This is a genomic window from Blautia faecis (assembly GCF_020554845.1).
In the GTDB taxonomy this organism is placed as follows: domain Bacteria; phylum Bacillota; class Clostridia; order Lachnospirales; family Lachnospiraceae; genus Blautia_A; species Blautia_A faecis.
Genome location: NZ_JAJCIA010000029.1, coordinates 20,422 through 44,125 on the forward strand (window position 1 = coordinate 20,422; position 23,704 = coordinate 44,125).

General features: G+C 42.6%; 20 protein-coding genes, 4 pseudogenes and 1 riboswitch. Of the genes and pseudogenes, 21 read left to right on the forward strand and 3 right to left on the reverse strand.

From position 1 onward, the window contains the following. Positions 1-7: 7 nt before the first annotated feature. The 9 genes and pseudogenes from LIZ66_RS13550 to hisI all read left to right on the forward strand — a co-directional run. On the forward strand, positions 8-619 hold the full coding sequence (locus tag LIZ66_RS13550; RefSeq protein ID WP_173718994.1) for a hypothetical protein: 612 nt from the start codon (positions 8-10) through the stop codon (positions 617-619). Positions 620-632: 13 nt separating this feature from the next. Next, entirely contained in the window at positions 633-1,613 is a 981-nt protein-coding gene (locus LIZ66_RS13555) for an RluA family pseudouridine synthase (RefSeq protein WP_227200912.1), read from the forward strand. A 1-nt stretch (position 1,614) separates the two neighbouring features. Further along, the gene (gene lepB / locus LIZ66_RS13560; RefSeq protein ID WP_173716740.1) at positions 1,615-2,184 is read left to right on the forward strand and encodes a signal peptidase I; all 570 of its coding nucleotides are present in this window, start codon (positions 1,615-1,617) and stop codon (positions 2,182-2,184) included. A 2-nt stretch (positions 2,185-2,186) separates the two neighbouring features. Further along, positions 2,187-2,726: a Holliday junction resolvase RecU gene (locus LIZ66_RS13565; protein WP_173716741.1), complete on the forward strand. Its 540-nt coding sequence runs from the start codon at positions 2,187-2,189 to the stop codon at positions 2,724-2,726. 130 nt (positions 2,727-2,856) lie between these two features. After that, positions 2,857-3,993, forward strand: coding sequence for an ATP phosphoribosyltransferase regulatory subunit (gene hisZ, locus LIZ66_RS13570; RefSeq protein WP_118583465.1), 1,137 nt, complete (start codon positions 2,857-2,859; stop codon positions 3,991-3,993). After that, a complete protein-coding gene (gene hisG / locus LIZ66_RS13575) occupies positions 3,990-4,625 on the forward strand; it encodes an ATP phosphoribosyltransferase (protein ID WP_118583467.1) in 636 nt (211 codons plus the stop codon). Before hisZ ends, hisG begins: the two co-directional genes overlap by 4 nt. 49 nt (positions 4,626-4,674) lie before the next feature. Beyond that, positions 4,675-5,988 carry a histidinol dehydrogenase gene (gene hisD / locus LIZ66_RS13580; RefSeq protein ID WP_227200913.1) on the forward strand — a complete coding sequence of 438 codons (1,314 nt, stop codon included), beginning with the start codon at positions 4,675-4,677 and terminating at the stop codon, positions 5,986-5,988. Further along, positions 5,985-6,572, forward strand: coding sequence for an imidazoleglycerol-phosphate dehydratase HisB (hisB, locus tag LIZ66_RS13585; RefSeq protein ID WP_227200914.1), 588 nt, complete (start codon positions 5,985-5,987; stop codon positions 6,570-6,572). Before hisD ends, hisB begins: the two co-directional genes overlap by 4 nt. 149 nt (positions 6,573-6,721) lie before the next feature. Beyond that, a pseudogene (hisI, locus tag LIZ66_RS13590) lies at positions 6,722-7,042 on the forward strand (phosphoribosyl-AMP cyclohydrolase); the annotation flags it as partial. Here hisI and LIZ66_RS20085 read toward each other — a convergent pair. Then, positions 7,029-7,076, reverse strand: a pseudogene (locus tag LIZ66_RS20085) (hypothetical protein); the annotation flags it as partial. The pseudogenes hisI and LIZ66_RS20085 sit on opposite strands and share 14 nt — an antisense overlap. Between LIZ66_RS20085 and LIZ66_RS20090 the strand changes: the two are divergent. The 9 genes and pseudogenes from LIZ66_RS20090 to LIZ66_RS13630 all read left to right on the forward strand — a co-directional run. Beyond that, positions 7,056-7,130, forward strand: a pseudogene (locus tag LIZ66_RS20090) (DUF6783 domain-containing protein); the annotation flags it as partial. The pseudogenes LIZ66_RS20085 and LIZ66_RS20090 overlap by 21 nt on opposite strands. A 28-nt stretch (positions 7,131-7,158) precedes the next feature. Next, on the forward strand, positions 7,159-8,589 hold the full coding sequence (locus LIZ66_RS13595; protein WP_227200916.1) for a VanW family protein: 1,431 nt from the start codon (positions 7,159-7,161) through the stop codon (positions 8,587-8,589). Between the two features lie 83 nt (positions 8,590-8,672). Beyond that, positions 8,673-8,864, forward strand: a riboswitch (cobalamin riboswitch). Between the two features lie 199 nt (positions 8,865-9,063). After that, complete coding sequence (locus LIZ66_RS13600) at positions 9,064-11,673, forward strand: hypothetical protein (RefSeq protein WP_227200917.1); 2,610 nt, start codon at positions 9,064-9,066, stop codon at positions 11,671-11,673. A gap of 57 nt (positions 11,674-11,730) precedes the next feature. Then, positions 11,731-12,930 carry an ABC transporter substrate-binding protein gene (locus LIZ66_RS13605; RefSeq protein ID WP_227200918.1) on the forward strand — a complete coding sequence of 400 codons (1,200 nt, stop codon included), beginning with the start codon at positions 11,731-11,733 and terminating at the stop codon, positions 12,928-12,930. Positions 12,931-12,974: 44 nt separating this feature from the next. Then, positions 12,975-14,027, forward strand: a complete 1,053-nt coding sequence (locus LIZ66_RS13610) for a FecCD family ABC transporter permease (RefSeq protein ID WP_118583481.1) — start codon at positions 12,975-12,977, stop codon at positions 14,025-14,027. Between the two features lies 1 nt (position 14,028). Beyond that, positions 14,029-15,129 (forward strand): ABC transporter ATP-binding protein, encoded by a 1,101-nt coding sequence (locus tag LIZ66_RS13615; protein ID WP_195992999.1) that lies wholly within the window; start codon positions 14,029-14,031, stop codon positions 15,127-15,129. Positions 15,130-15,222: 93 nt separating this feature from the next. After that, entirely contained in the window at positions 15,223-16,086 is an 864-nt protein-coding gene (locus tag LIZ66_RS13620) for a YitT family protein (RefSeq protein WP_118583485.1), read from the forward strand. A gap of 88 nt (positions 16,087-16,174) precedes the next feature. Then, positions 16,175-17,113, forward strand: coding sequence for an alpha/beta hydrolase (locus LIZ66_RS13625; protein ID WP_330663609.1), 939 nt, complete (start codon positions 16,175-16,177; stop codon positions 17,111-17,113). 3 nt (positions 17,114-17,116) lie between these two features. Then, positions 17,117-18,928, forward strand: coding sequence for a DUF6320 domain-containing protein (locus tag LIZ66_RS13630; protein ID WP_227200919.1), 1,812 nt, complete (start codon positions 17,117-17,119; stop codon positions 18,926-18,928). A gap of 40 nt (positions 18,929-18,968) precedes the next feature. Here LIZ66_RS13630 and LIZ66_RS20095 read toward each other — a convergent pair. Together LIZ66_RS20095 and LIZ66_RS13635 are read right to left on the reverse strand one after the other, a co-directional pair. Continuing rightward, positions 18,969-19,070 (reverse strand): annotated as a pseudogene (locus tag LIZ66_RS20095) (DUF6783 domain-containing protein); the annotation flags it as partial. 48 nt (positions 19,071-19,118) lie between these two features. Continuing rightward, positions 19,119-19,640, reverse strand: a complete 522-nt coding sequence (locus tag LIZ66_RS13635) for a hypothetical protein (RefSeq protein ID WP_118583489.1) — start codon at positions 19,638-19,640, stop codon at positions 19,119-19,121. Between the two features lie 219 nt (positions 19,641-19,859). Here LIZ66_RS13635 and LIZ66_RS13640 point away from each other — a divergent pair, with 219 nt between their 5' ends. The 3 genes from LIZ66_RS13640 to LIZ66_RS13650 all read left to right on the forward strand — a co-directional run bounded on the left by LIZ66_RS13640 (position 19,860) and on the right by LIZ66_RS13650 (position 23,626). Beyond that, complete coding sequence (locus LIZ66_RS13640) at positions 19,860-21,233, forward strand: sodium-dependent transporter (protein ID WP_148463384.1); 1,374 nt, start codon at positions 19,860-19,862, stop codon at positions 21,231-21,233. Between the two features lie 294 nt (positions 21,234-21,527). Continuing rightward, on the forward strand, positions 21,528-22,193 hold the full coding sequence (locus LIZ66_RS13645) for a response regulator transcription factor (protein ID WP_173716751.1): 666 nt from the start codon (positions 21,528-21,530) through the stop codon (positions 22,191-22,193). Further along, a complete protein-coding gene (locus tag LIZ66_RS13650; RefSeq protein ID WP_227200920.1) occupies positions 22,190-23,626 on the forward strand; it encodes a sensor histidine kinase in 1,437 nt (478 codons plus the stop codon). Before LIZ66_RS13645 ends, LIZ66_RS13650 begins: the two co-directional genes overlap by 4 nt. Positions 23,627-23,704: the final 78 nt, after the last annotated feature.

Here is a 23,704-nt window from a genome sequence, read left to right on the forward strand (position 1 = left end):
TGTTTTCATGAAACTAATGCAGACAAACAAAGGAGAATTCGGATATCTGAAGCGTGAACGAAAGCGCAGGATCATAATTGCTGCCATTATGCTTGGTGTCCCCGTTTTTATTTTTATCAGTATGTGGATTTACCTAGGTACCAGAAATTCTATCTGGACTATCATTGCTCTGGTAGGATCTCTTCCAGGCTGTAAGGCTGTGGTAGATGTGATCATGGTCTATCTGGCAAAGCCTGTAGATCCGGTCCTGTACAAGAAGATCCATGCGCATCAGGGTGATCTTGTAATGGCGTACGAGATGTATATGACTTTCTATGAAAAAAAATGCACCATAGATGCCATTGCAGTATGCGGAAATACTGTAGTCGGTTATACCAGTGATCCGAAAGCAGATACAAATTTTATGGCTGCAGAAGCCCAGAAACTGGTTCGCAAAAACGGCTATAAAGTAGATGTAAAAATTCTTGGAGAGCTTCGTCCTTTCCTGGAACGTCTTGATTCTATGAACGAACACAAGGAATCCTTAGAAGAAGGGCTTCGCTTTACACCAGATCCAAGATATCCTGATTTTACCAGAGATGAAATGGTGAAGCATGTGATCCTGAATTTGTGTATCTAAGAGGATATCCAGCATGAAAGAATTTATTATTAATGAAAATGAAGCGGGACAGCGCTTTGACAAATATCTAGGAAAGCTTCTCCGTGAAGCTCCAAAAAGCTTTTTTTACAAAATGCTCCGCAAGAAAAATATTACCTTAAACGGCGGCAGAGCCACTGGAAATGAGAAGCTTTCCACTGGTGACCACGTAAAGCTTTTCCTTTCGGATGAGACTTTCGGGAAATTTGCAGGAGTACAGGAAACGGTAGCAAGAGCTCATCAGAAGCTTGACATTGTGTATGAAGACGATAATATCCTTCTGATCAACAAACCTGTGGGAATGCTTTCCCAGCCTGCAGATGATAAGGAACCATCACTGGTAGAATATCTGACGGGGTATCTTCTTGAAAGCGGAGCGGTTACGGAAGCGTCTTTACATACCTTCCGCCCATCTGTCTGCAATCGTCTGGACCGTAATACCAGCGGACTTGTGGCTGCAGGAAAATCCCTGACAGGACTTCAGGAGCTTTCTTCATTGTTTCATGATCGAAGCCTTCACAAATTTTACCGCTGCCTGGTAAATGGTGTTATAAAAAATGAAAAATATATCAAAGGATATTTGCATAAAGACGAAAAATGTAATAAAGTAACAGTACAGGAAACGGAAACATCCGGAGCACTTCCCATTGAGACCAGATACCGTCCCCTTGGAGATAACGGAACCGTTACCCTTCTTGAGGTGGAGCTGATTACCGGACGCACACATCAGATCAGGGCACACCTTGCAGGAACTGGTCATCCCCTTATTGGAGATTACAAGTACGGCAGGCGTACCTTAAACGATGAATACTGCAGAAAGTATGGTCTGAAATCGCAGCTGCTTCACGCATACAGGTTGGAAATCCCGGAAATTGAAGGGCGTCTTTCCTATCTGTCTGGCAAAGAGTTCACGGCTCCTTTGCCTTATCTGTTTCAAAAAATCCTGAAAGAGGAACACGTAGAGGAGAATAAATAATATGAAAATCTGGCATGAAGTATGGGACTATATAAAAATGATCATCATTGTAGTTGCTATAGTCCTGGTTATCAACAATGTAGTACTGATCAACGCAAAAATCCCTTCTCCATCCATGGAGAAGACTATTATGACCGGCGACCGTATCTTTGGATTCCGTCTTGCATATGGTATCAATCTGGATCTGTTTGGACATGAGATTTCCAAAAAAGTCAAGGATCCCGAGCGCTTTGACATTGTAATTTTCAAGTATCCGGATGATGAAAGCCAGCTTTTCATCAAACGTGTGATCGGACTTCCGGGAGAGACTGTTGAGATCAAAGACGGAAAGGTATATATCGACGGTTCTGAGACTGCTCTTGATGATTCCTTTATTCCAGAGAAAATGCAGGGAAGCTTCGGTCCATATACCGTTCCGGACAATTGCTATTTTATGCTGGGTGATAACCGAAATGATTCTAAGGATTCCCGCTTCTGGAAGAACACATTCGTCCGCTTTGACCAGATTGTAGGGAAAGCAGTTGTAAGATATTATCCATCCATCAAGCTTCTTGGCTACGAGGAACCGTAAGAATGGCGACATGGAACAGCAGAGGGCTCCGGGGTTCTACCCTGGAGGACCTTGTAAACCGAACAAACGATCAGTACAGGGAGAAGGGACTTGCTCTGATACAGAAGATTCCCACTCCCATCACTCCGGTACGCATGGACAAAGAGAACCGTCACATTACTCTGGCATACTTTGACCAGCGAAGTACTGTTGACTATATAGGTGCAGTACAGGGAATTCCTGTCTGCTTTGATGCAAAGGAATGCAGCGCCCAGACGTTTCCTCTGGCAAATATTCATCCTCATCAGGTGAAATTTATGGAGGACTTTGAAAAACAGAATGGCGTGGCATTTTTTCTTATATTTTTCAGTCAGTTGAACTTATTTTATTATCTGCCTTTTCGGGAACTGTTGGCATACTGGAGACGGATGGAAGAGGGCGGACGGAAAAGCTTCCGCAGGGAGGAACTGGATGAGAAGTATTACCTGCCGAAAAAGAGCGGCTTTCTGGTTCCTTATTTAGAGGGATTAAAGTTGGATCTGGAAACACGCGTGTTGCCATAACACACGCAACACTTCGTCTTGACAATCTTGGAATATTCCACTATAATCAACATTGATTTTGCATTATCGTAGTAGTGTGATAAAGTGCTATGTAATTAACAAGCAAGAAACAACATGGAGGAAACATGATATGCAGAGAATTTTTCATACGCCGGAGGGTGTACGGGATATTTACAGTCAGGAATGCAGCCGAAAGCAAAAACTTCAGGAAAAGCTTCACCGTGTATTCCATCAGTATGGCTTTGAAGATATAGAAACTCCCACATTTGAATATTTTGAAGTGTTTAGTAAAGAAGTGGGAACCATTCCCTCCAGGGAGCTTTATAAATTTTTTGACAGAGAAGGCAATACCCTTGTTCTTCGACCTGACTTTACACCGTCTGTTTCCAGAGCCTGTGCCACCTATTTTAACCCTGAAAAAGAGGTAGTAAGTCTGTGTTATACAGGCAACACTTTTATCAATAATTCCAGCTTTCGCGGAAGATTGAAAGAGACAACCCAGATGGGCGTTGAGCGTATGGGCGATGATTCACCGGAAGCAGATGCAGAGATTCTGGCTATGACGGTAGAGTGTCTGCTTGCGACAGGACTTACCGAATTTCAGGTAAGCGTTGGGCAGGTTGATTATTATAAAGCGATTTTTGCCCAGACAGGCATGAGCCAGGAAGAGGAAGAAGAGCTTCGGGAGCTGATTTCCCAGAAAAACTATTTTGGTGTGGAAGAGCTTGTAAAGAATAAGAACATGGATAAATCCCTTGCAAGAGTTCTTTCCCAGCTTCCTCAGATGTTCGGATCGACAGAAGTTCTGGAAAAGGCAAAATCCCTTACGGACAATCCACAGGCATTAAAGGCGGTTGCGCGTCTGGAAGAAATCTATGAGCTTCTGAAAGTTTACGGCTATGAAAAATACGTTACTTTTGATTTTGCAATGTTAAGCAAATATCATTACTATACCGGAATCATTTTCCAGGCTTATACCTACGGTACAGGAGAAGCGTTGATCAAGGGCGGCCGTTACAACCAGCTGATGAAACATTTCGGCAAGCCTGCTGCATCCATCGGGTTTGCCATTGTAGTAGATAACCTTCTGATGGCTCTTTCCAGACAAAAAATCGAAATGGAGGAAGAGGAGGGCGTTACGGTTATCACTTACCGCAAAGAAAACCGTATCCAGGCAATCCAGAAGGCCAAAGAGCTTCGCGCCCAGGGCAGAAATGTAGCCCTTCGCCCAGAGAAAGTTACTAAGGTTTGTGAGGTGGAATTATGAGATATCTGACTTTTGCCCTTACCAAGGGAAGACTTGCAGACAAAACCCTTGCCATACTTGAGAAAATCGGGATCACCTGCGAAGAGATGAAAGATAAGGATTCCCGTAAACTAATTTTTGTAAATGAAGAATTAAAGCTTCGTTTTTTCCTTGCCAAAGGACCAGATGTACCTACATATGTAGAATATGGCGCAGCTGACATCGGAATTGTCGGAAAGGATACGATCCTGGAAGAAGGCCGTAAGCTTTACGAGGTAATGGATCTTGGATTTGGAGCCTGCCGCATGTGCGTTTGCGGACCTGATAGTGCCAAACCCCTTCTGAATTCAAACCAGCTGATCCGTGTGGCAACCAAATATCCAAACATTGCCAAAGATTATTTCTATAATAAGAAGCATCAGACTGTGGAAATCATTAAGCTGAATGGTTCTATTGAGCTTGCACCTATTGTAGGTCTTTCTGAAGTGATCGTAGATATCGTTGAGACCGGAAGCACACTTCGCGAAAATGGACTGAAGGTGTTAGAAGAAGTTTGCCCTCTTTCAGCAAGAATGGTTGTGAATCAGGTAAGCATGAAAATGGAAAATGAAAGAATCAGTAAGCTGATTGAAGATTTACGAAAGGTAATCTGAAATTACTGTTTTTTTCTGGAATAAAATAAAATTGGAAGGATCGATCACAATGCGTACAGTAAGATTAACAAAAGAATCTACCAAAGATATCCTGGAAAATCTTTTAAAACGGAGCCCTAATAATTACGGCAAGTTCGAAGCAGCAGTAGCAGATATTCTTGCAAATGTAAAAGAAAAAGGGGATGAAGCTCTTTTTTCTTACACAAAAGAATTTGATAAAGTAGAGGTAACTCCGGAAACCATACGTGTAACCGAAGCGGAAATTGAAGAAGCCTATAAAGCAGTTGATGCATCCTTATTGGAAGTTATCCGCAAGGCACTTGTAAACATCCGCAGCTACCATGAGAAACAGCGTCAGAACAGTTGGTTTACCAGTACCGAAAATGGCACCATGCTTGGTCAGAAGGTAACACCATTAAATCGTGTAGGTGTTTATGTTCCAGGCGGAAAAGCAGTTTATCCTTCTTCTGTATTAATGAATATTGTGCCGGCAAAAGTGGCAGGAGTACCTCACATCGTTATGACCACACCTCCTGGGAAAGACGGTAAAGTAAATCCATCCACTCTGGTTGCTGCCAAAGAAGCAGGCGCTGATGAGATCTATAAAGTTGGTGGTGCACAGGCAATCGGAGCACTTGCTTATGGTACTGCAAGCATCCCAAAGGTAGACAAGATCGTAGGACCTGGCAACATTTTTGTAGCCCTTGCAAAAAAGGCTGTTTATGGACATGTCAGCATTGATTCCATTGCTGGTCCAAGTGAGATCCTTGTCCTTGCAGATGAAACTGCAAATGCACACTATGTAGCAGCAGATCTTCTTTCTCAGGCAGAACACGATGAGATGGCTTCTGCAATCCTCATTACTACCAGTACAGAACTGGCACAGAATGTAGAGAAAGAGATTGAAGGCTATCTGAAGGTTCTTTCCAGAAAAGAGATCATCGAAAAATCTCTGGAGAATTTTGGATATATCCTTATTGCAGAAGATATGGATGAAGCGATTGAAGCAGCGAATGAGATTGCATCTGAACACATGGAAATTGTCACCAAAAACGCCTTTGAGGTAATGATGAAGGTGCGAAATGCAGGCGCTATTTTCATTGGAGAGTACAGTTCTGAGCCTCTTGGTGATTACTTTGCCGGACCAAACCACGTTCTTCCTACCAACGGAACAGCTAAGTTCTTCTCTGCACTTTCCGTCGACGATTTTATTAAGAAATCCAGTATTGTATATTATTCCAGGTCTGCATTACAGAAAATCCACAAGGACATCATCCGTTTTGCATCCTCCGAGCAGCTAACTGCACATGCCAACTCCATTGCAGTCCGCTTTGAAGAGGAAGATAAAAAGGAGCAGTCATGACAAGAGAAGCTACTGTTGAACGAAATACAAAAGAAACTAAAATTGCCATAAAGCTGAATCTGGACGGAACCGGAAAAAGCTGTCTGGATACAGGTGTGGGATTTTTCGATCACATGTTAGATGGCTTTACCCGTCACGGACTTTTTGATCTGGATATAAAGGTAAATGGTGATCTTCAGGTTGATGATCATCATACCATTGAAGATACGGGAATTGTTCTTGGCACAGCTATTAAAGAAGCGGTTGGAGACAAGAAAGGAATCAGGCGTTACGGAAGCTGCATCCTTCCAATGGATGAGTGTCTTGTGCTTTGCGCCATTGATCTTGGGGGACGCCCGTATCTTTCTTTCGAAGGTGCGTTTACCAGTGAAAAAATTGGAGATATGTCCACAGAAATGGTAAAGGAATTCTTTTATGCCATTTCTTATACGGCAGCCATGAATCTTCACATTAAGGTTCTCACCCCGGGAAATAATCACCATATGGCAGAAGCCATGTTCAAAAGCTTTGCAAAGGCGCTGGATATGGCGGTAGCTTATGATCCTCGTATTACAGATGTGCTTTCTACGAAGGGAAGTCTCTAAGGGCAGAATAAACAGAATTACGATTAAGACGATATGATATATGCCACTTGTTTTCATTTTTTTCGAATTGAGCATGAAAGCAGGTGGCATAATTGCAGAAAAATTTTTCATAAAGGAGTATTAAAAATATGGAACAAAACCAATTAAAGTCCAAAATGTCCTGGTCAGATTTCAAATTAAACAGTGACGGCATGGTTCCGGTTATTGTGCAGGATCACAAAACAAACGAAGTTCTTATGCTTGCGTACATGAACGAGGAAGCATATCTGACCACTCTGAAGCTGGGAAAAATGACTTACTGGAGCCGCAGCCGCAACGAGCTCTGGACCAAAGGACTAACCTCCGGTCATGTTCAGTATGTGAAATCATTGACTATTGACTGTGATAATGATACAATTCTGGCAAAAGTAGAGCAGGTAGGGGCTGCATGCCATACCGGAAACCGGACATGCTTTTTTACCCCATTGCTCTAAAGCCTGTTTGAAAAATCATTCCTGCAATCTGCACGCCCCACTTTGCGATATATTTTGCAGAAAGCCTTTTTCAAACACGCTCTAAAAAAGACTGCAAAAGGTAAAATTATTACATGAAAAAACAAGTGAAAAACGGTGTGATCAAAGTTCTGATCCTGGTTCTGATTCTGGCAGGCGCGTATGGGCTGTGGTGTCATTTTCTTACAGATAATGTAATCTGGAAGAAGCTTAAAATAAACGGCATAGCCATTCAGGGAATGACCAAAGAGGAAGCCATTGACGCAATTTCAAAAGATTTTCAGGAAAAATATGAGGACACACAGATGACCATTACCCTGAACGGAAAGAACTTTAAGGTATCCATCTATCCTGTTCTCGGTCTTGATGTAAAATCAATTGTAGAAAGTGCCTATGCTCTTGGACATGGTGCCTGGTTTACTCATGGAACTGACCGCATCGAACTGATGAACAGCAAGACAAAGGAAAAAGTCACCCTTATGCCGGAAGCCCGAAATAAAGACGAACTGGACAAGATTCTGGAGGATGCCGGAATTTCAAAGGGATCCACCACTATACAGACTTCCTGTGAACTTACAGATACAGAGCTGGTTATCACTAAGGGAAAAACCGGAATCGGTCCGGATATGGATGCACTGAAAGAAGCGATTCTAAAAGCAATTTCCATAGAAGATTATGAAGCTGTTATCGAATGTCCTACTATGAAGACACCGCCAGAGGAACTGGATCTGGAAGCCTATTATGAAAAAGTACATACAGAAGCCACAGATGCTTCTCTGGGGGAAAATAATGAAATTATTCCGGCAGTTACCGGAATTTCATTTGATGTAAAGTCAGCTGCAAAGAAGCTGGAAAAAGCAAAAGAAGGTGCAGAGATCACCATTCCCCTTGAAATTACCCTGCCCGAAGTTTCTACAGAAGAGATAGAAGCCCTTCCTTATCTGAATCTTCTTGGTACTTATACTACATATGGCGGCGGTACCGAAAACCGTGTTGCCAATTTGAAGCTTGCCGTGGAAGCCTGTGATGGAGTGGAACTTCAGCCAGGACAGATTTTTTCCTACAACGATACTTTAGGTCCACGTACTGAGGAACGAGGGTACAGGGAAGCAACTGTAATTGTAGGAGGCGAACATGCCCAGGATATCGGAGGCGGAATCTGCCAGATTTCCACTACGTTGTTTATGGCATGCCTGCAGTCTGATCTGACCATTGTTGAGCGTCATAATCACGCTGCCCGCATTGATTATGTTGAGGATGGTCTGGACGCAGCAGTGGTGTGGGGAGGTCAGGATTTCCGTTTTCAGAATAATACTGCTTATCCAATTAAAATTGAAGCCTCTTACGATGAAAAAGAGGAAGCCGTAACGGTATCCATTTACGGAACCAAAACTGACAATAATACGGTAGAGATTACTACAGAGCATTCCGATCCAAACACCTGTAAAACCTACCGCAGTGTCTACGATGAGAATGGAACACTTCTCCGCACAGATGAAGTCGGGTACAGTAAATACAAGCAATAACCCTATAAATCTATTGATTTCGACATAACGGTCTGCTATAATGAGGTGAATTGAATAAATCCGTTTTCAGTGCCAGACATATCTGTCTGCTACAGCGTGCAGATTGTGGGAATATTTTTTCAACACGCTCTAAGAGGGAATCAGGTGAAAGTCCTGAACGATCCGGTCACTGTAACCAGGGAGTAGAATCCAGTGAAACCATTGGTATATTGCTGAGAAGGATGGATTCTGTGTTGATCTGTAAGTCAGGAAACCTGCTGAATTCGTTTAATGAAAGCTTCCGAAGAAAGTACTTCATTCTCATTAATATATTTGATAATACAATATATTGAATTTTTAGTGCCTGTTTTCTCAGAGGAAGCAGGCATTTTTTTGAAATAATCCTGTCAGGATTGCCCATTGTACAAACAGGCTCCAGAAGCAATTGGGATTTATTCAAATTATAAAATAATAGGAAGAATCGAGGAAAAAGAAATGAAAAGAAATTCAAAACGCTTTCTTGCACTGTTCCTTTCCGTCGCGATGACGGTCACTCCTGCTGTACTTACACAGGCAGAAAATGAGGATGCAAACGTACAGGTTTCTGTTACACCAACTCCAGAAACAGAGGCGGAGAAGACTGTTGTTGCTGCTGAGACTCCTGTGCAGGAAAACGTAACAACTGAAGAAGAAAACACCGAAACTACAGCAACTCCGGCAGCCGGGGACGCCTCCGCTGTGGAAGAGACACCTGCAGTTACAGAAGCACCTGCCTCTGAGACCACTCCTGCGGTTACTGCATCCCCTGCTGAAGAAAGCAAAAATGAGGAAGCAGAAGCTCCACAGCCTACAGCTGCACCAGAGCCAACTGCTACTCCACAGCCAACTGCAACCCCGGAGCCAACTGCCACTCCACAGCCAACTGCAGCTCCAACCCAGGCACCATCTCAGAATGAAATTACAGACGCCGGAATCAAGCTTGAAAAAGAAAACGGTGATGAATTTGCAATGTTCGTAATCACCGGTTCCACTGTAAAGGTTTCGGAGGATAAATATATTGTCACACTTTCTACCGCAAAACAGAATTATGACATGATCTATCTTGGCAGTGCCAGTGACTCTGATAAAGAAGCAAATTCCATCAAAGGAGTAGAGAACAGTGCAGGAGGCTATACCTACACCTTTGAAGTTACTGCAAGCAAGGAAGCTCAGACAATAGCAGTCGTTCCTCATTCCAAGAAGAGCCAGAACTGGTACGCAAAGGGTATATTGACGATTACCGTACCGGCGGTTCCAGGATATGGAGAGGCTGCTCCAACACCGGAACCAACTGTTTCCCCAGAGCCTACCGAAGCACCGGTTGAGACTCCTGCACCAACTGAAACTCCAGTGCCAAGCACAACTCCGGAAGCAACCACCACCCCAGAGCCAACAGCAACCCCTGCTCCAGGCAGCTGTGCAAGCGGAATTTATAATATTACAGTAAACTCCAGTTCATCTATGTTCCGTGTAATTGACTGTGTCCTTACTTCCAAAAACGGAAAAATGACAGCTGTTCTTACTTTAAGCGGAACTGGTTACGACTATCTATGTCTGGGAACAAAAGAAGAAGCTGCCGCAGCAGATTCCTCCACCTGGGTTCCATATGTGGCAGACGCAAATGGCAAATATACATATGAGATTCCTGTTGAAGCCCTGGACAATGGAATTGCAGTTGCTGCTTTTTCCCACAAAAACCAGATCTGGTATGACAGGATCCTGACTTTCCAGTCCAGCACTTTAAATAAGATAGGTGACGTACAGGATGATCCGCAGCCAGATACTGCTCCTGACACAACAATCACAGCAACTCCTGCACCCACTGCAAAACCAAATAAAAAACCGACAGCAACTCCTACACCAACAGCAACTCCAAAGCCAGACAAGAAACCGGAAGAGGAATCCAAATACGAATCTGACTTAAGCGGCGGAACAGCATCTGTAAACAGTTCTACTACATTAGCAGATGGAACCTATACTCCTGACAGTTTCTCCTGGTCTGGTGGTTCTGGAAAGGTCAGCATTTCCTGTAACAAAGTTACGGTAACAAATGGTCAGGCATATGCGACTATTGTATTCAGCAGTGAATATTACGGTTATGTAAAAGCCAATGGAAATAAATACTACGGTGCATGCGGCGGCGGAACTTCTACTTTCACAATTCCGGTAGCACTGAACCAGAATAATACGATCATTGGTATGACAACCAGAATGTCCCAGGCTCATGAAATCACTTACACCATTTATATCGCTTTAAAGGGTGCAAACGATCCGAAGAAAACAGACAAGGATAACCCGGCAGATGACAACAGCATGCTTTCCACAGGAAACAAGAAGCTGGATGATTCTGCACCAGAGATCACAGGTCTTGAGTATAAAGACGAAACTACTCTTGAGCATGCAAAATACTTTAAGCTTTATCACTACGCAAAGGGTATTACCCTTCTTGAAGTAGATATGACAACAGATACTGCAAGAAAACCGGAAACTGTTGATTCCGGAAAAGAAAATGCAAAAACAGAAGCTGCTGATTCCCAGGAACTTACAGGTACAGAAAAGCTCTACATGGGCAATGTTGTAAAATACCTGATCGTACCTGAGGGTGCTGTTATCCCTGCAGGACTTGATAAAGATGTAATCGTAATCAACCAGCCGGTAGAATCTGCTTATGTGGCTTCCACAGATGCTCTTAACATTTTGGATAAGCTTGATCTTACAGACAAAGTTACTGCTCTTGGAATGGAAAAAGAGGACTGTACGGTAGACAGCCTTACAGCTGCTCTGGAAGATGGTTCCGTAACTTTTGCAGGAAAAGATGAAGATACAGATTACAAAGCTCTTGTAAAGAGTCAGTGCGGTATTTCTATCCTTTCTTCTGATATTCTCCCGACAGAGGAAGCAGACACAGAAGCAAAAGAAAACCTTCTGAAAGATTCCGCAGAGAAATATTCCACTCTGAAAATCCCGTTTATCGTAGACCGTTCTGCAGATGAAAAGGATGACAATGCAAAAGCTGAGTGGGAAAAAGCTTACGAAGCAATTTTTGTAACTGATGAGGAAGAATAAATTACTATTCTTCACCATATGCACAGTAGCAAGAATAATCAGCAGGAGAAAATAAAAATGTATGACAAAAAGCTGAAATATAAAATTTTAAGTATTTTTGCAACAACAGTTATGACATTTACTGCCATTACTCCGGTATGGGCAGAAGAGGAGAACCTGGAAGCAGATGCTTCCGGGGAGACTTCTTCTGACACATCAGAAAAAAATGCTGCACCTGAAATTGCAGGTCTGACCTATGAATCCGCCATGGATCTGTCTTTTGCAGAATGCTTTGACGTGTATTATTACAATGACGGTTACAAACTTCTGGACATCCATGATGATGCCAGATATCTGATCGTCCCAGAGGGCAAAGAGGCACCTGATGATCTGGATCCTGAAATCCAGATCCTTCAGCAGCCACTTGACACCATCTACATGGCAGCCACTTCCCCGATGGCATTGTTCGATGCAATCGGAAGTGTAGACTCCATCAAGCTGTCAGGTCTTGATGCTTCCGGTTGGTATATCCAGTCAGCAGCTGATGCTATCAATAACGGCGAAATGACCTTTGCGGGAAAATACGATGAACCGGATTACGAGCTTCTGGTAGGTGACGACTGTGATCTTGCAATAGAGTCTACCATGATCCTTCATGCACCGAAGGTACAGGAGATGATCGAAACTCTTGGAATTCCTGTTTTCACCGATCGCTCCAGCTATGAGAGCCAGCCCCTTGGACGTACAGAGTGGATCAAGCTTTATGGCGCAATGATGAACAAAGAAGAGGAGGCAAAGACCTTCTTTGACCAGCAGGCACAGGTTATTGAGAAGCTAAAGGACTTTACAAATACAGAAAAAACAGTTGCATTTTTCTACATCAATACCAGCGGTTCTCCTGTAGTACGTAATCCTAAAGATTATATTTCCAGCATGATCGAGATTGCCGGTGGAAGAAATGCATTCGCAGATCTTCAGGATGACAGTGGAAAAACTTCCGTTGCCATTACCATGGAGGAATTCTATAATACTGCGTCAGATGCAGATTATCTGATCTACAACTCCAGTATTGATGCGTCTGTAAAAAGCATAGACGATCTTCTTGCAAAAGAAAGTCTGATGGCTGATTTTAAAGCCGTAAAAGAGGGAAATGTCTGGGTAACTGATGATTCCATGTACCAGCATACAGATACAATTGGTGAACTGATCACAGATCTGAACCTGATGCTTACCGGCGGAAGTGAAGAGGATATGACTTTTCTTCATAAGCTGAGCTGACAGCAGGTTCTGTTGTAAATGAAACAAAAATGGAGAAAAATAAAATGAGCAATCAATCCGCTGGAACCAGCTTCCACATGGAAAATTTTAAGAGACGATCTCGTTACGCTATGGTTTTCATTCTGCTGATCCTGGCCTTTGGCCTGATCACAGTTTTGAATATCAACACAGGAAATGTTCATATTTCTCTGTCTGAGATCATAGATATCCTGCTGAAAAAAGCCACAGATACAAAAGAATACAGCATCATCTGGAAAATCCGTCTTCCCAGGATCCTGATGGCTGCCATTCTTGGAGGTGCCTTATCCCTATCTGGTTTTCTTCTCCAGACCTTTTTTGAAAATCCCATTGCAGGACCTTTTGTTCTGGGAATTTCTTCCGGTGCGAAAATGGTAGTAGCTCTTACCATGATTTATTATCTTGGCAGAGCCGTAAACGTAACTTCTTACACTCTGATCATTGCAGCTTTTATTGGTTCCCTGATTTCCATAGGTTTTATTCTTCTGATTTCAAAAAGGATCAAGCACATGGCCACCCTTCTGGTTGCCGGAATCATGATTGGCTATATCTGTTCTGCAGTAACTGATTTTGTGGTAACTTTTGCAGATGATTCCGATATTGTAAATCTTCACGGATGGTCACAGGGAAGCTTCTCCGGTATGAGCTGGAGTAACGTTTACATTTCCTGTGTGGTGGTAGGAATTACCCTGGCCCTGACCTTCCTGCTGTCAAAGCCCATCGGTGCTTATCAGCTGGGAGAAGCTTATGCACAAAGCATGGGCGTAAATATCAAATTCTTCCGTGTTGCATTGATTTTGCTTTCCAGTATTTTATCAGCAACTGTAACTGCTTTTGCAGGACCGATTTCTTTCGTTGGAATTGCAGTCCCATTTCTGATGAAAAGAAGCTTCGGCACATCCAGACCACTTATAATCATTCCGGGAACATTCCTGGGCGGTGCAGTTTTCTGTATGATGTGTGACCTGATTGCCAGAATGGCTTTTGCCCCTCTGGAGCTGAATATCAGTACCGTTACCTCCATCTTTGGAGCACCTGTTGTTATTTTCATGATGTTGCGGAAGAAGAGAGGAAACTGAAATGGATAATTACTATTTTCATATGGATAACCTTTCTGTCGGTTATGACAAAAAGGCCTTAATTCATGATATCTGTATTGGAATTAAAAAAGGGGAGATTGTAACCCTCATTGGTCCAAATGGTTCTGGTAAATCTACGATTCTGAAAAGTATCACAAGACAGCTGCAGATCATTGGTGGAAAAGTTTACTTTGATGATCGCAATCTGAATTCTTTTTCCTATAAAGAGCTTTCCACACGCATGGCAGTAGTTCTTACGGAACGAATGCGTCCGGAGCTTATGACCTGTCATGATATTGTGGCAACCGGACGCTACCCTTATACAGGCAGACTCGGTATTCTTTCCAGAGAGGATGAGGAAAAGGTAGAGGAAGCCATGAGAGCGGTGCATGCGGAATCGCTTGGCAGTCGTGACTTTAACAACATCAGCGATGGCCAGCGTCAGAGAGTGCTTCTTGCCCGTGCGATCTGCCAGGAACCGGATATTATTATTCTGGATGAGCCAACCTCTTTCCTTGATATCAAACATAAGCTGGATCTTTTATCCATTCTTCGGGATATGGCAAAAAAGAAGCAGATCACAGTTATCATGTCTCTTCACGAAATCGATCTGGCACAGAAAATTGCAGATAAGATCATCTGCGTAAAGGGAGATACCATTTCTCATTTTGGAAAGCCGGAAGATATTTTTGAAGAGAACATGATCAAGGAGCTGTATGAGATCAACAATGGATTTTTTGATCCCCTGTTTGGAAGTATTGAGCTTCCGAAACCAGACGGAGAAGCGAAAACTTTCGTAATCTGTGGAAACGGCACTGGTATTCCCATATTCCGTCAGCTGCAGAAAGAGCATACACCTTTTATTGCAGGTATTCTTTACACCAATGACGTGGATTACCGCCTGGCAAGACTATTGGCTTCAAAGGTGATCACGGAAGAACCCTTCATGGAAATCAGTGAAGAAGCCTTCCAGAAGGCGCAAAAAGCCATGGAAAGCTGTGAGAGGATAATCTGCACGGCTGTTCCGGTTGGAAGCTGCAATAAGCGGTTAGGAGAGCTTATAGATGCAGCGAAGAAGAGCGGGAAAACAGAGTTTGTATAATTCTGCCTTGCGGGATTCTTTGATTCCGTTTCTTTACAGGACTCATTTTTTACGTTATACTGAGTTCACCGAAAGAAGGAGAGGACTCGTTTTATGAAAAAAAATATATTTACAAAAGACAACCTGATGTTCTTTATCATTCTGAATCTGGGATTGATTTTTACAGCGGTTGGAATTGCCATTTTTAAAACACCCAACCATTTCGCATTTGGTGGTACATCTGGTCTGTCTATTATCCTTTCTACCTTATTTCCGAAGTGGAATGTAGGTGCATTTATGTGGATCGTCAATGCAGCACTTGTTGTACTTGGATTTTTCTTCCTTGGAATCCGCTCCATGGGCTGGACTGTCTATTCCTCTTTTGCCCTGTCTTTCTATGTAAGTGCCTGTGAAGCTATTTATCCCCTTAGTTCGCCACTTACACATGACGTGTTCCTGGAGCTTTGTTTTGCAGTGATCCTTCCTGCAGTGGGAGCTGCTATGGTATTTAATGTCGGTGCCTCCACTGGTGGTACTGATATTGTGGCAATGATTTTGCACAAATATACCAGCCTTGAGATCGGGCGTGCACTTTTGGTCAGTGACCTGGGAATTGTGCTGATCGCTGCTTACCTTTACGGTGCCCAGACCGGACTTTACTGTATTCTTGGAATGATCCTGAAATGCACTGTAGTAGACAGTGCAATTGAGAGTCTGAACCTGAGAAAGGTATGTACGATCATTAGTAAATATCCGGAGCAGGTAGAAGAGTTCATCATCAATGACCTGCATCGTTCTGCCACAGAGCAGAAGGCCTTTGGCATCTATACCAAGAAGGAGCAGAAGGTAATGATGACTGTGCTTACCCGAAGCGAGACCAACCGTCTTCGTATTCATTTAAGACAGATTGATCCTCATGCATTTATTACCATCGTAAACAGCAGCGAAATCATTGGAAAAGGCTTCCGTTCTATCTGATGCCTGCCAGCTAATGCAGAAGACTGATTTTTCCATAACAGAACAGTCTGATGAAGCTTGATTTTAAAACCAGAAAGGAATACAGGCCATGATTTCCAAAACCATGCGAGCAATTCTCCACACCCTTTCCTACGGCAATATCGAAGTGGAATCCTCCCGCAGACTGGTGGACATTAAGAAGCTGGATGCCATGAATATTTTTCTGAAAAAAATGGATATCCAGATTTTCAACGAGGACTACGAAATCCCTCTGCGGATTTATTTTCCTACTGAAGAAGCCATGACAAACGGGGTGGAAAAAGGCCATACTTTTCCAGTTCTTCTATTTTTTCATGGCGGAGGATGGGTGACAGAAAGTGTGGATACCTATAACCGTGTATGTGCCAGAATGTCCCAGTCTACCGGTCATATTGTAGTATCTGTGGAATACAGGCTTGCTCCTGAATATCGTTTTCCAACGGCTCTGATGGACTGTTATGCAGCGGCGAAAGCGCTTTACACCAATAAGCTGATTCTGAATACTGATCCCCGGAAAATCACTATCATGGGTGACAGTGCCGGAGGAAATCTTGCAGCCGCAGTTGCTCTTATGGCAAGGGACAATGGAGAATTCCAGGTATACCGGCAGATTCTTATTTATCCGGCCTTATATAATACGTATACAGCCGCTTCGCCCTATGCCTCGGTGCAGAAGAACGGTACGGAATATCTGCTTACTGCAGTGAAAATGCAGGATTATCTGAATCTGTATGAAAGCTGCCCCGAGGATCGGGTCAACCCTTATTTTGCACCTCTTCTGGCAAGAGATTTTTCTAATATGCCAGAAACCCTGATTCTCACAGCAGAGTTTGATCCTCTTCGTGATGAAGGCGAAGATTATGGAAAAAAACTGGCAGAGGCTGGTAATTATGTAGAAGTACACCGGATCAAAGATGCACTTCACGGCTTTTTTGCTCTTGGAATCCGCTTTTTCCATGTGCAGGAAAGTTTTTCTTATATGAACGAATTCTTAAAAAGGGAAGTGTGAAAATTGAAAGAAGGATATTCGAACTGGAGAAAACTGGATAACGCGGCCCTTGCTTTTCCTCTGGTAACTGGCAAAAATGATACCAGAGTATTTCGTTTTTACTGTGAACTAAAGGAAAATGTAAAACCGGAGCTTCTCCAGGCCGCTCTTGAAAAAACCATGGAAAAATATCCTCTGTTTCAGATGGTTCTCCGAAAAGGATTATTCTGGTTCTACCTGGAACACAGGGATATTCGTCCAATTGTAAAGGAAGAGAAGAAGCCTCCATGCAGCAGGCTGTATATTCCAGACAAAAAGAATCTTCTTTTTCAGGTCAGCTATTATGAAAAAAGAATCAATTTTGAAGTTTTCCATGCACTGACAGATGGTACCGGGGCAATGCATTTTCTCCAGGAACTGGTAAGCAATTATCTGAAAAAGGCTCACCCGAAACAGGATCTGCCTTCTCTTCCAGTCACGGATATGAGCACCCCCGGTGATCAGGAGGAGGATAGCTTTTCCCAGTATTATTCCTCGGATATTCCCGGAAATTCTGAGAAAAAACCTCGCGCTGTCAGACTTCCGGGAGAACGGCTGCTTCATGAGGATATGCATATTACAGAGATTGTACTTCCGGTAAAAGAGCTTCATGCAAAAGCAAAAGAATACGGTGTCTCCATAACCATTCTGATCACAGCCATGTTTCTTTGTTCCATCCATGAGGAAATTCCCAAGAGCAGGCAAAATCGCCCCATTGCCCTTATGGTTCCTGTAAATCTGCGGAATTATTTTCCCTCACAGTCTATGGCAAATTTTTTTGGCTGGATAGAAGTGGGACATGATTTTTCCAAAACTTCTGATTTTACAGAAATTCTGGCTCACGTGAAAGAGCAGTTTGCCGCAGAACTGGTAGAAGAGAAAATTGCCAGACATATGAATAGCTATGTCCGTCTGGAGAAAAATCCGGTCATCCGTGCAGTTCCCCTGGAAATAAAGAAATATTTCCTTATGCTGGGAGCAAACCTAAGCTCTAGAAGCATTACGGCTGTTTATTCCAATATTGGAATTCTTCGTTTTCCAAAGGAGTATAACCAGTACATTGACCGTTTCGGAATTTTCGCAAGTACCAACTCCATGCAGCTTTGTTCCTGTTCTTACGAAAACGAAATGGTTCTTGGATTTACCTCCAAGCTTCCCAAGGATAATATTCAGCGAAATTTTCTGAACATGCTGAAAAAAGAAGAAATTCCTTATACAGAAAAAACCAATAATTTCCCCGGCTGTTCCCTGAAAGAGAAAAAGGAGGCGCAGAGAATCGTGCAGGTTTTCAATTTTGTCTGCATTGCAGCTGCAATTCTCTGCGGCATGATCAATTACCTTACACGGGAAAAACTGGACTGGTTCTGGTTCGCCGCAGCTGGCTGTCTTTGCGGATGGCTAATCGTAGCGGTTGCTTATGCCAAACGGAGGAATATCTTAAAAAACGAGATCATACAGTTGATCCTGGTAACTATTATCGCTGTTCTGTGGGACAAATATACCGGATGGCATGGATGGTCTCTGGATTTTGTCCTTCCATTTGGCGCTCTTGCAGTGCTTGGCTCTATACCCGTGATCGTAAAAGTACAAAAGCTGGAAAAAGAAGAGTATCTGTTTTATCTTGTTCAGGCTGCTTTTGCTGGTCTCGTACCGCTGATCCTTATGTTTCTTCACCTGATCCGTTTTCCATACCCATCTGTGGTATGCACAGGAATCAGCCTGCTGGTATTTGCAGGAATGTTTATTTTTAACAGCAATGATACTATTCGGGAGTTTCATAAAAAACTTAGAATGTAATAAAATAGACACAGATTGCAAGGACTGCTTTTCTGAAATTTCAGAAAAGCAGTCCTTGCGATCTGTGTCCGTCTGTTATGTCTGATACCCTAAAGCGTATTTGATAAATCATTCCCGTAATCTGCACGCCCCACTTTGCGGGAGTTTTTGCAGAAAGCCCTTTTCAAATACGCTCTGGAAGTTAATATAATTAAATTTCTACAAGAATTCCCTTCTCTTTATCATACTTACAATATTTGCCATTTCCGGAAATAAATGGCTGATAAGTATTCGTACGTGTATCTTTCACATATACAATTCCTGTGGCGATCATTTCTACCAATGAAAAACGTTTACTCAGGCTGGAGATCCAGGAATAGGTCTTATTACTGTCAGAATCAGCAGCAACCAGACTGTATCCCTCTTCACACGGTTTCAGAGAGAAGTAAATTTTCTCCGGCTTAGAAGTCTCTTTAAATACCTGGCTTGCTATATAAGTAGAAAAATTCTTCTCCACAAACTGCTGGAAAGAGTATAAGGTATAAACCTCTCCGCTGACTTCGTCTGTAATCCGGTCTCCGCGCTGCAGACGCGCCTTGATCAGAGACAAAGTCTCAATGGTCCAGTTGATAAAGGAAATGCTGCTGTAGGTCATGCTCTCAAGAAGCTGGTCGATCAGTTTCTTTGTGAGAACATTTGATTTCGTTGCTTCGTTAAACAATTCTTCATTCATAATCCGCACCCTCCATAACATATATATATTAATTGATAATCTTAATTATAAGATCTTATTTTGTTAAAATCAATAATTTCTCCCTCGTTTTTGTATTATTTGTTATTGCTGTTATTTTATATATATTGTTTGCCTTTAACACAAAACCATGTTATCATCATAAGAGTTGGAGTTTATAAAAAGCAAAAACAAATTTTACGAATTTGGAAGGAAAAATTTATGGAAAAACATCATCATGAACGAAGTACTTTTTCCGGTAAACTGGGATTTGTACTGTCTGCTGCCGGAGCTTCCGTCGGACTGGGAAATATATGGCGATTTCCTTACCTTGCGGCAAAATACGGCGGTGGAATATTTTTACTGATTTACATTATTCTGGCACTTACTTTTGGCTACTCCATGATTGTCGCCGAAACCGCCCTTGGCCGAATGACAAGAAAAAGTCCGGTAGGTGCTTTTGGAAAATTTGGCAAGTCTAAATGGCTGTCCTTTGGTGGCTGGATCAATGCCATCATTCCAGTCCTGATCGTGCCATACTATTCCGTTATCGGCGGATGGGTTATCAAATATCTGATCGAATATATAAAAGGTAACAGCCAGAAGCTGGCAGAAGACGGATATTTTTCTGAGTTTATTTCGAATGGTACCTCCACAGAGGTCTGTTTCCTTATTTTTGCATTTTTAACAGTTGCAATCATTTATGCAGGAGTCCGAAACGGAGTAGAGCGCGTTTCCAAATTTATGATGCCGGTTCTGGTATTTTTATCTGTGCTTATTACTGTTTACTCTGTTACAAGACCAGGTGCCCTTGCAGGAGTGAAATATTTCCTGGTACCAAATATTGAGAATTTCTCCTGGATGACAGTGGTAGCCGCCATGGGTCAGATGTTTTATTCCCTGTCTATTGCCATGGGAATTCTGGTAACCTTTGGCTCTTATATGAAAAAGGACGTATCTATCGAAGGTTCCACCAAGAATGTAGAAGTGTTTGACACTGCAATTGCCATTATGGCAGGTCTGATGATCATTCCGGCTGTGTTTGCATTCTCCGGTGGAGATCCGGATACTTTACAGGCAGGACCGGCGCTTATGTTCATCACTATTCCCAAGGTATTTGCCAGTATGGGGTTGGGAACTCCCATTGGGATTCTGTTCTTTGTACTGGTGCTGTGCGCAGCTCTTACCAGCTCTATTGCCCTGACGGAGAGCGCTGTATCTACCTTCCAGGACGAACTGAGATGGCACAGAAAGAAAGCAACCGTTATTGTTGGTGTGATCATGATTCTTCTTGGAACTCTTTCTTCCCTTGGATATGGACCGCTTGGCTTTGTAAAAATCATTGGAATGCAGTTTCTGGATTTCTTTGATTTCCTCACCAATTCTGTAATGATGCCAATTGCCGCACTTGCAACCTGTCTTTTAATTTCCAGAAAAGTGGGAGTGGAAAAGATTGAGGAGGAAGTAGTAGCTGAAGGCGGAACTTTCCGCAGGAAAAAGATTTTTAACTTTATGATCAAATACCTCTGCCCGATATTTGCAGCAATTATCCTGCTTAGCTCTGTAGCAAATGCATTTGGACTGATTTCCATGTAAATAATTTGTAACTGTTCTGTACTTCTCAGTTACCACTTCGCGAAATAATACCTGCTGAATAAATACTATAATTTTTTAATCGCCCCACCCATCTCAGGTGGGGCGATTGTATAAGGACTGCCTCCATATCTACAAAGCTTTAAAGTCTGCCACATTTCCATCAATAACGCACACAACTTTTCCCTATATCTGCTTTTTACAATATGGTTACATTTATCACTACCAAAACATGTATAATAGAACCAGTACATCAAATAAGGACTATTTTTCAGAGTATACAAGAAAGGACCCGAAATGAAAGCCAGAATACTTGTAATAGAAGATGAACCAGCAATCAATAACTTACTTTGCATGAACCTGGAAGTCACCGGCTACCAGACCGTAAGCTACCTGGACGGCAATGACGCCAGCGAAGGAATTGCCTGGGATCATGAGTTCCAGTGCGCCCTTGTAGATATTATGCTCCCTGGAAAAGATGGATATACCCTTTTACCAGAACTGAATCACTACGGCATTCCCGTCATTTTTCTCACCGCCAGAGCCGACATCGCAAGCAAAGTAAAAGGCCTTAAAGAAGGTGCCGAAGACTATATTGTAAAGCCCTTCGAGATGCTGGAAGTGATGGTCCGCCTGGAGAAAGTACTGGAACGTCATGGAAATTTACAGGAGCAGATACAGATTAACAATATTACCATAGACACCATAAGCCATACCGTTACCAGAAATGGAGAGGAAATTTACCTGAAACCAATGGAATACAACTGCCTTATGATGTTCGTCCGCAATCCCAATAAAGCTCTTACAAGAGAGCAGCTTCTGGCCGGTCTCTGGGGCGTAGAATTCGAAGGAGAAACAAGAACAGTAGATGCACATGTGGGACGTATCCGCAAGAAGCTGGGCTGGCAGAACAGGATCAAAACCATTCCCCGCATTGGATACCGACTGGAGGTGGAATTTTGAAGCTTTTTACAAAAATCTTTTTACAGGTGGCCTGCATGATCCTGATTTTATCCTCCGCTGTTTTTTTCTATACTTCATATCGCTGGAAGAATCAGAGTATTCAGTATATCAATAACTATGAATATACCAAATTTCAGAATAATCTTTTACAATTTGAAGAGAAATTAAGACTTACAAGCAGTCAGTCCGCTAATTCCGATGAGAAAGTCCGAAATCGAATTCTGATCTACGCTTTCCGACAGATTTTCCATGACAGTGCTGTTCTATATCAGAATGGCGAAGAACTTTACAACGGGACCGCCTATGACTTCGATGTTCAGGGAATCCAGGAGCAACTGGGAGAAGTGGAATTACACGGAAAATGGTATGATGCGGATACTTATATCTGTGATCCCCTTATCAGCAAAGCCGACGGTAAAACACTGTTGCTTTTTTTTTATTCCTCCACAGAGTCAACTACAAATCTGAATTATCAGATTGTCACTTATAAAGATGTTTCTGATGTTCTGGAGAGTAACAGGATCCTTTTTTATCAGGCGGGCACGTTGACGCTGGTTCTGCTTCTGTTAACCGGAACAATTCTTTTTTTCAGTCTGCGGAAAATTATGGCACCCCTTACAAAATTAAGGGAAGCTGCGGTTTCTGTATCTGAAGGCAACTATGATATACAAGTTCCTGCAGAAGGAGATACGGAACTAGCACAGGTTGGCAAAAGCTTTAATCAGATGTCCTCCAAGGTTAAAGAACAAATTGAATGCCTTTCCACTGTAAACCATACACAACGACAGTTAATGGGAAGTCTTGCCCACGAGCTGAAAACACCTATGACCTCTATCCTGGGATATGCAGATACCCTTCTCACAGTGCGCCTGCAAAGACAGCAGCAGGAGAGAGCTCTCTCCTATATTTCCAGTGAATGCCGCAGGCTGTCCCGACTTTCGGTAAAAATGCTGGAACTTACCGGATTATATGAAACTGGGGAGGCACGATTTGCCCCAACAGAAAACTCAGTGAAAGCTTTTCTGGAGGATTCCAGACAGCTTAACCTCTGCCGTCTGAAAGAGAAGAATATCTGTCTGGAACTTCAGTGTGAACCGGCTGATCTGAAGAAAAACTTTGACAGAGATCTTATGTTAAGTCTGGTAAACAATTTTATTGACAACGCAGTAAAAGCCTCCGCGGACAATTCCAGACTCATACTGGAAGCAACGGCTGAGAAACTGATGGTCCGGGATTTTGGCAAAGGAATCCCGGCTGAAGATCTTGATAAAGTGACAGAGGCATTTTATATGGTTGACAAATCCCGTTCCCGGGCCAATGGAAGTGTGGGACTTGGACTTGCACTTTGTAAAAAAATTGCGGATATACATGGATTTCAATTGAAAATTGAAAGTGAAATAGGAAAGGGAACCTGTGTATTCATTAAATGGTAACGAATTTCTTTCCAGATTACAATTCAGTTACAATTTACGGAAGATTTGGTGTAATTCCAAGTACTATAATCTATATCA

Bases quoted from the DNA above. Each gene is read 5' to 3' on its own strand.
- LIZ66_RS13550 (WP_173718994.1), top strand. From the start codon at position 8: ATGAAACTAATGCAGACAAACAAAGGAGAATTCGGATATCTGAAGCGT.
- LIZ66_RS13555 (WP_227200912.1), top strand. From the start codon at position 633: ATGAAAGAATTTATTATTAATGAAAATGAAGCGGGACAGCGCTTTGAC.
- lepB (WP_173716740.1), top strand. From the start codon at position 1,615: ATGAAAATCTGGCATGAAGTATGGGACTATATAAAAATGATCATCATT.
- LIZ66_RS13565 (WP_173716741.1), top strand. From the start codon at position 2,187: ATGGCGACATGGAACAGCAGAGGGCTCCGGGGTTCTACCCTGGAGGAC.
- hisZ (WP_118583465.1), top strand. From the start codon at position 2,857: ATGCAGAGAATTTTTCATACGCCGGAGGGTGTACGGGATATTTACAGT.
- hisG (WP_118583467.1), top strand. From the start codon at position 3,990: ATGAGATATCTGACTTTTGCCCTTACCAAGGGAAGACTTGCAGACAAA.
- hisD (WP_227200913.1), top strand. From the start codon at position 4,675: ATGCGTACAGTAAGATTAACAAAAGAATCTACCAAAGATATCCTGGAA.
- hisB (WP_227200914.1), top strand. From the start codon at position 5,985: ATGACAAGAGAAGCTACTGTTGAACGAAATACAAAAGAAACTAAAATT.
- LIZ66_RS13595 (WP_227200916.1), top strand. From the start codon at position 7,159: ATGAAAAAACAAGTGAAAAACGGTGTGATCAAAGTTCTGATCCTGGTT.
- LIZ66_RS13600 (WP_227200917.1), top strand. From the start codon at position 9,064: ATGAAAAGAAATTCAAAACGCTTTCTTGCACTGTTCCTTTCCGTCGCG.
- LIZ66_RS13605 (WP_227200918.1), top strand. From the start codon at position 11,731: ATGTATGACAAAAAGCTGAAATATAAAATTTTAAGTATTTTTGCAACA.
- LIZ66_RS13610 (WP_118583481.1), top strand. From the start codon at position 12,975: ATGAGCAATCAATCCGCTGGAACCAGCTTCCACATGGAAAATTTTAAG.
- LIZ66_RS13615 (WP_195992999.1), top strand. From the start codon at position 14,029: ATGGATAATTACTATTTTCATATGGATAACCTTTCTGTCGGTTATGAC.
- LIZ66_RS13620 (WP_118583485.1), top strand. From the start codon at position 15,223: ATGAAAAAAAATATATTTACAAAAGACAACCTGATGTTCTTTATCATT.
- LIZ66_RS13625 (WP_330663609.1), top strand. From the start codon at position 16,175: ATGATTTCCAAAACCATGCGAGCAATTCTCCACACCCTTTCCTACGGC.
- LIZ66_RS13635 (WP_118583489.1), bottom strand. From the start codon at position 19,640: ATGAATGAAGAATTGTTTAACGAAGCAACGAAATCAAATGTTCTCACA.
- LIZ66_RS13640 (WP_148463384.1), top strand. From the start codon at position 19,860: ATGGAAAAACATCATCATGAACGAAGTACTTTTTCCGGTAAACTGGGA.
- LIZ66_RS13645 (WP_173716751.1), top strand. From the start codon at position 21,528: ATGAAAGCCAGAATACTTGTAATAGAAGATGAACCAGCAATCAATAAC.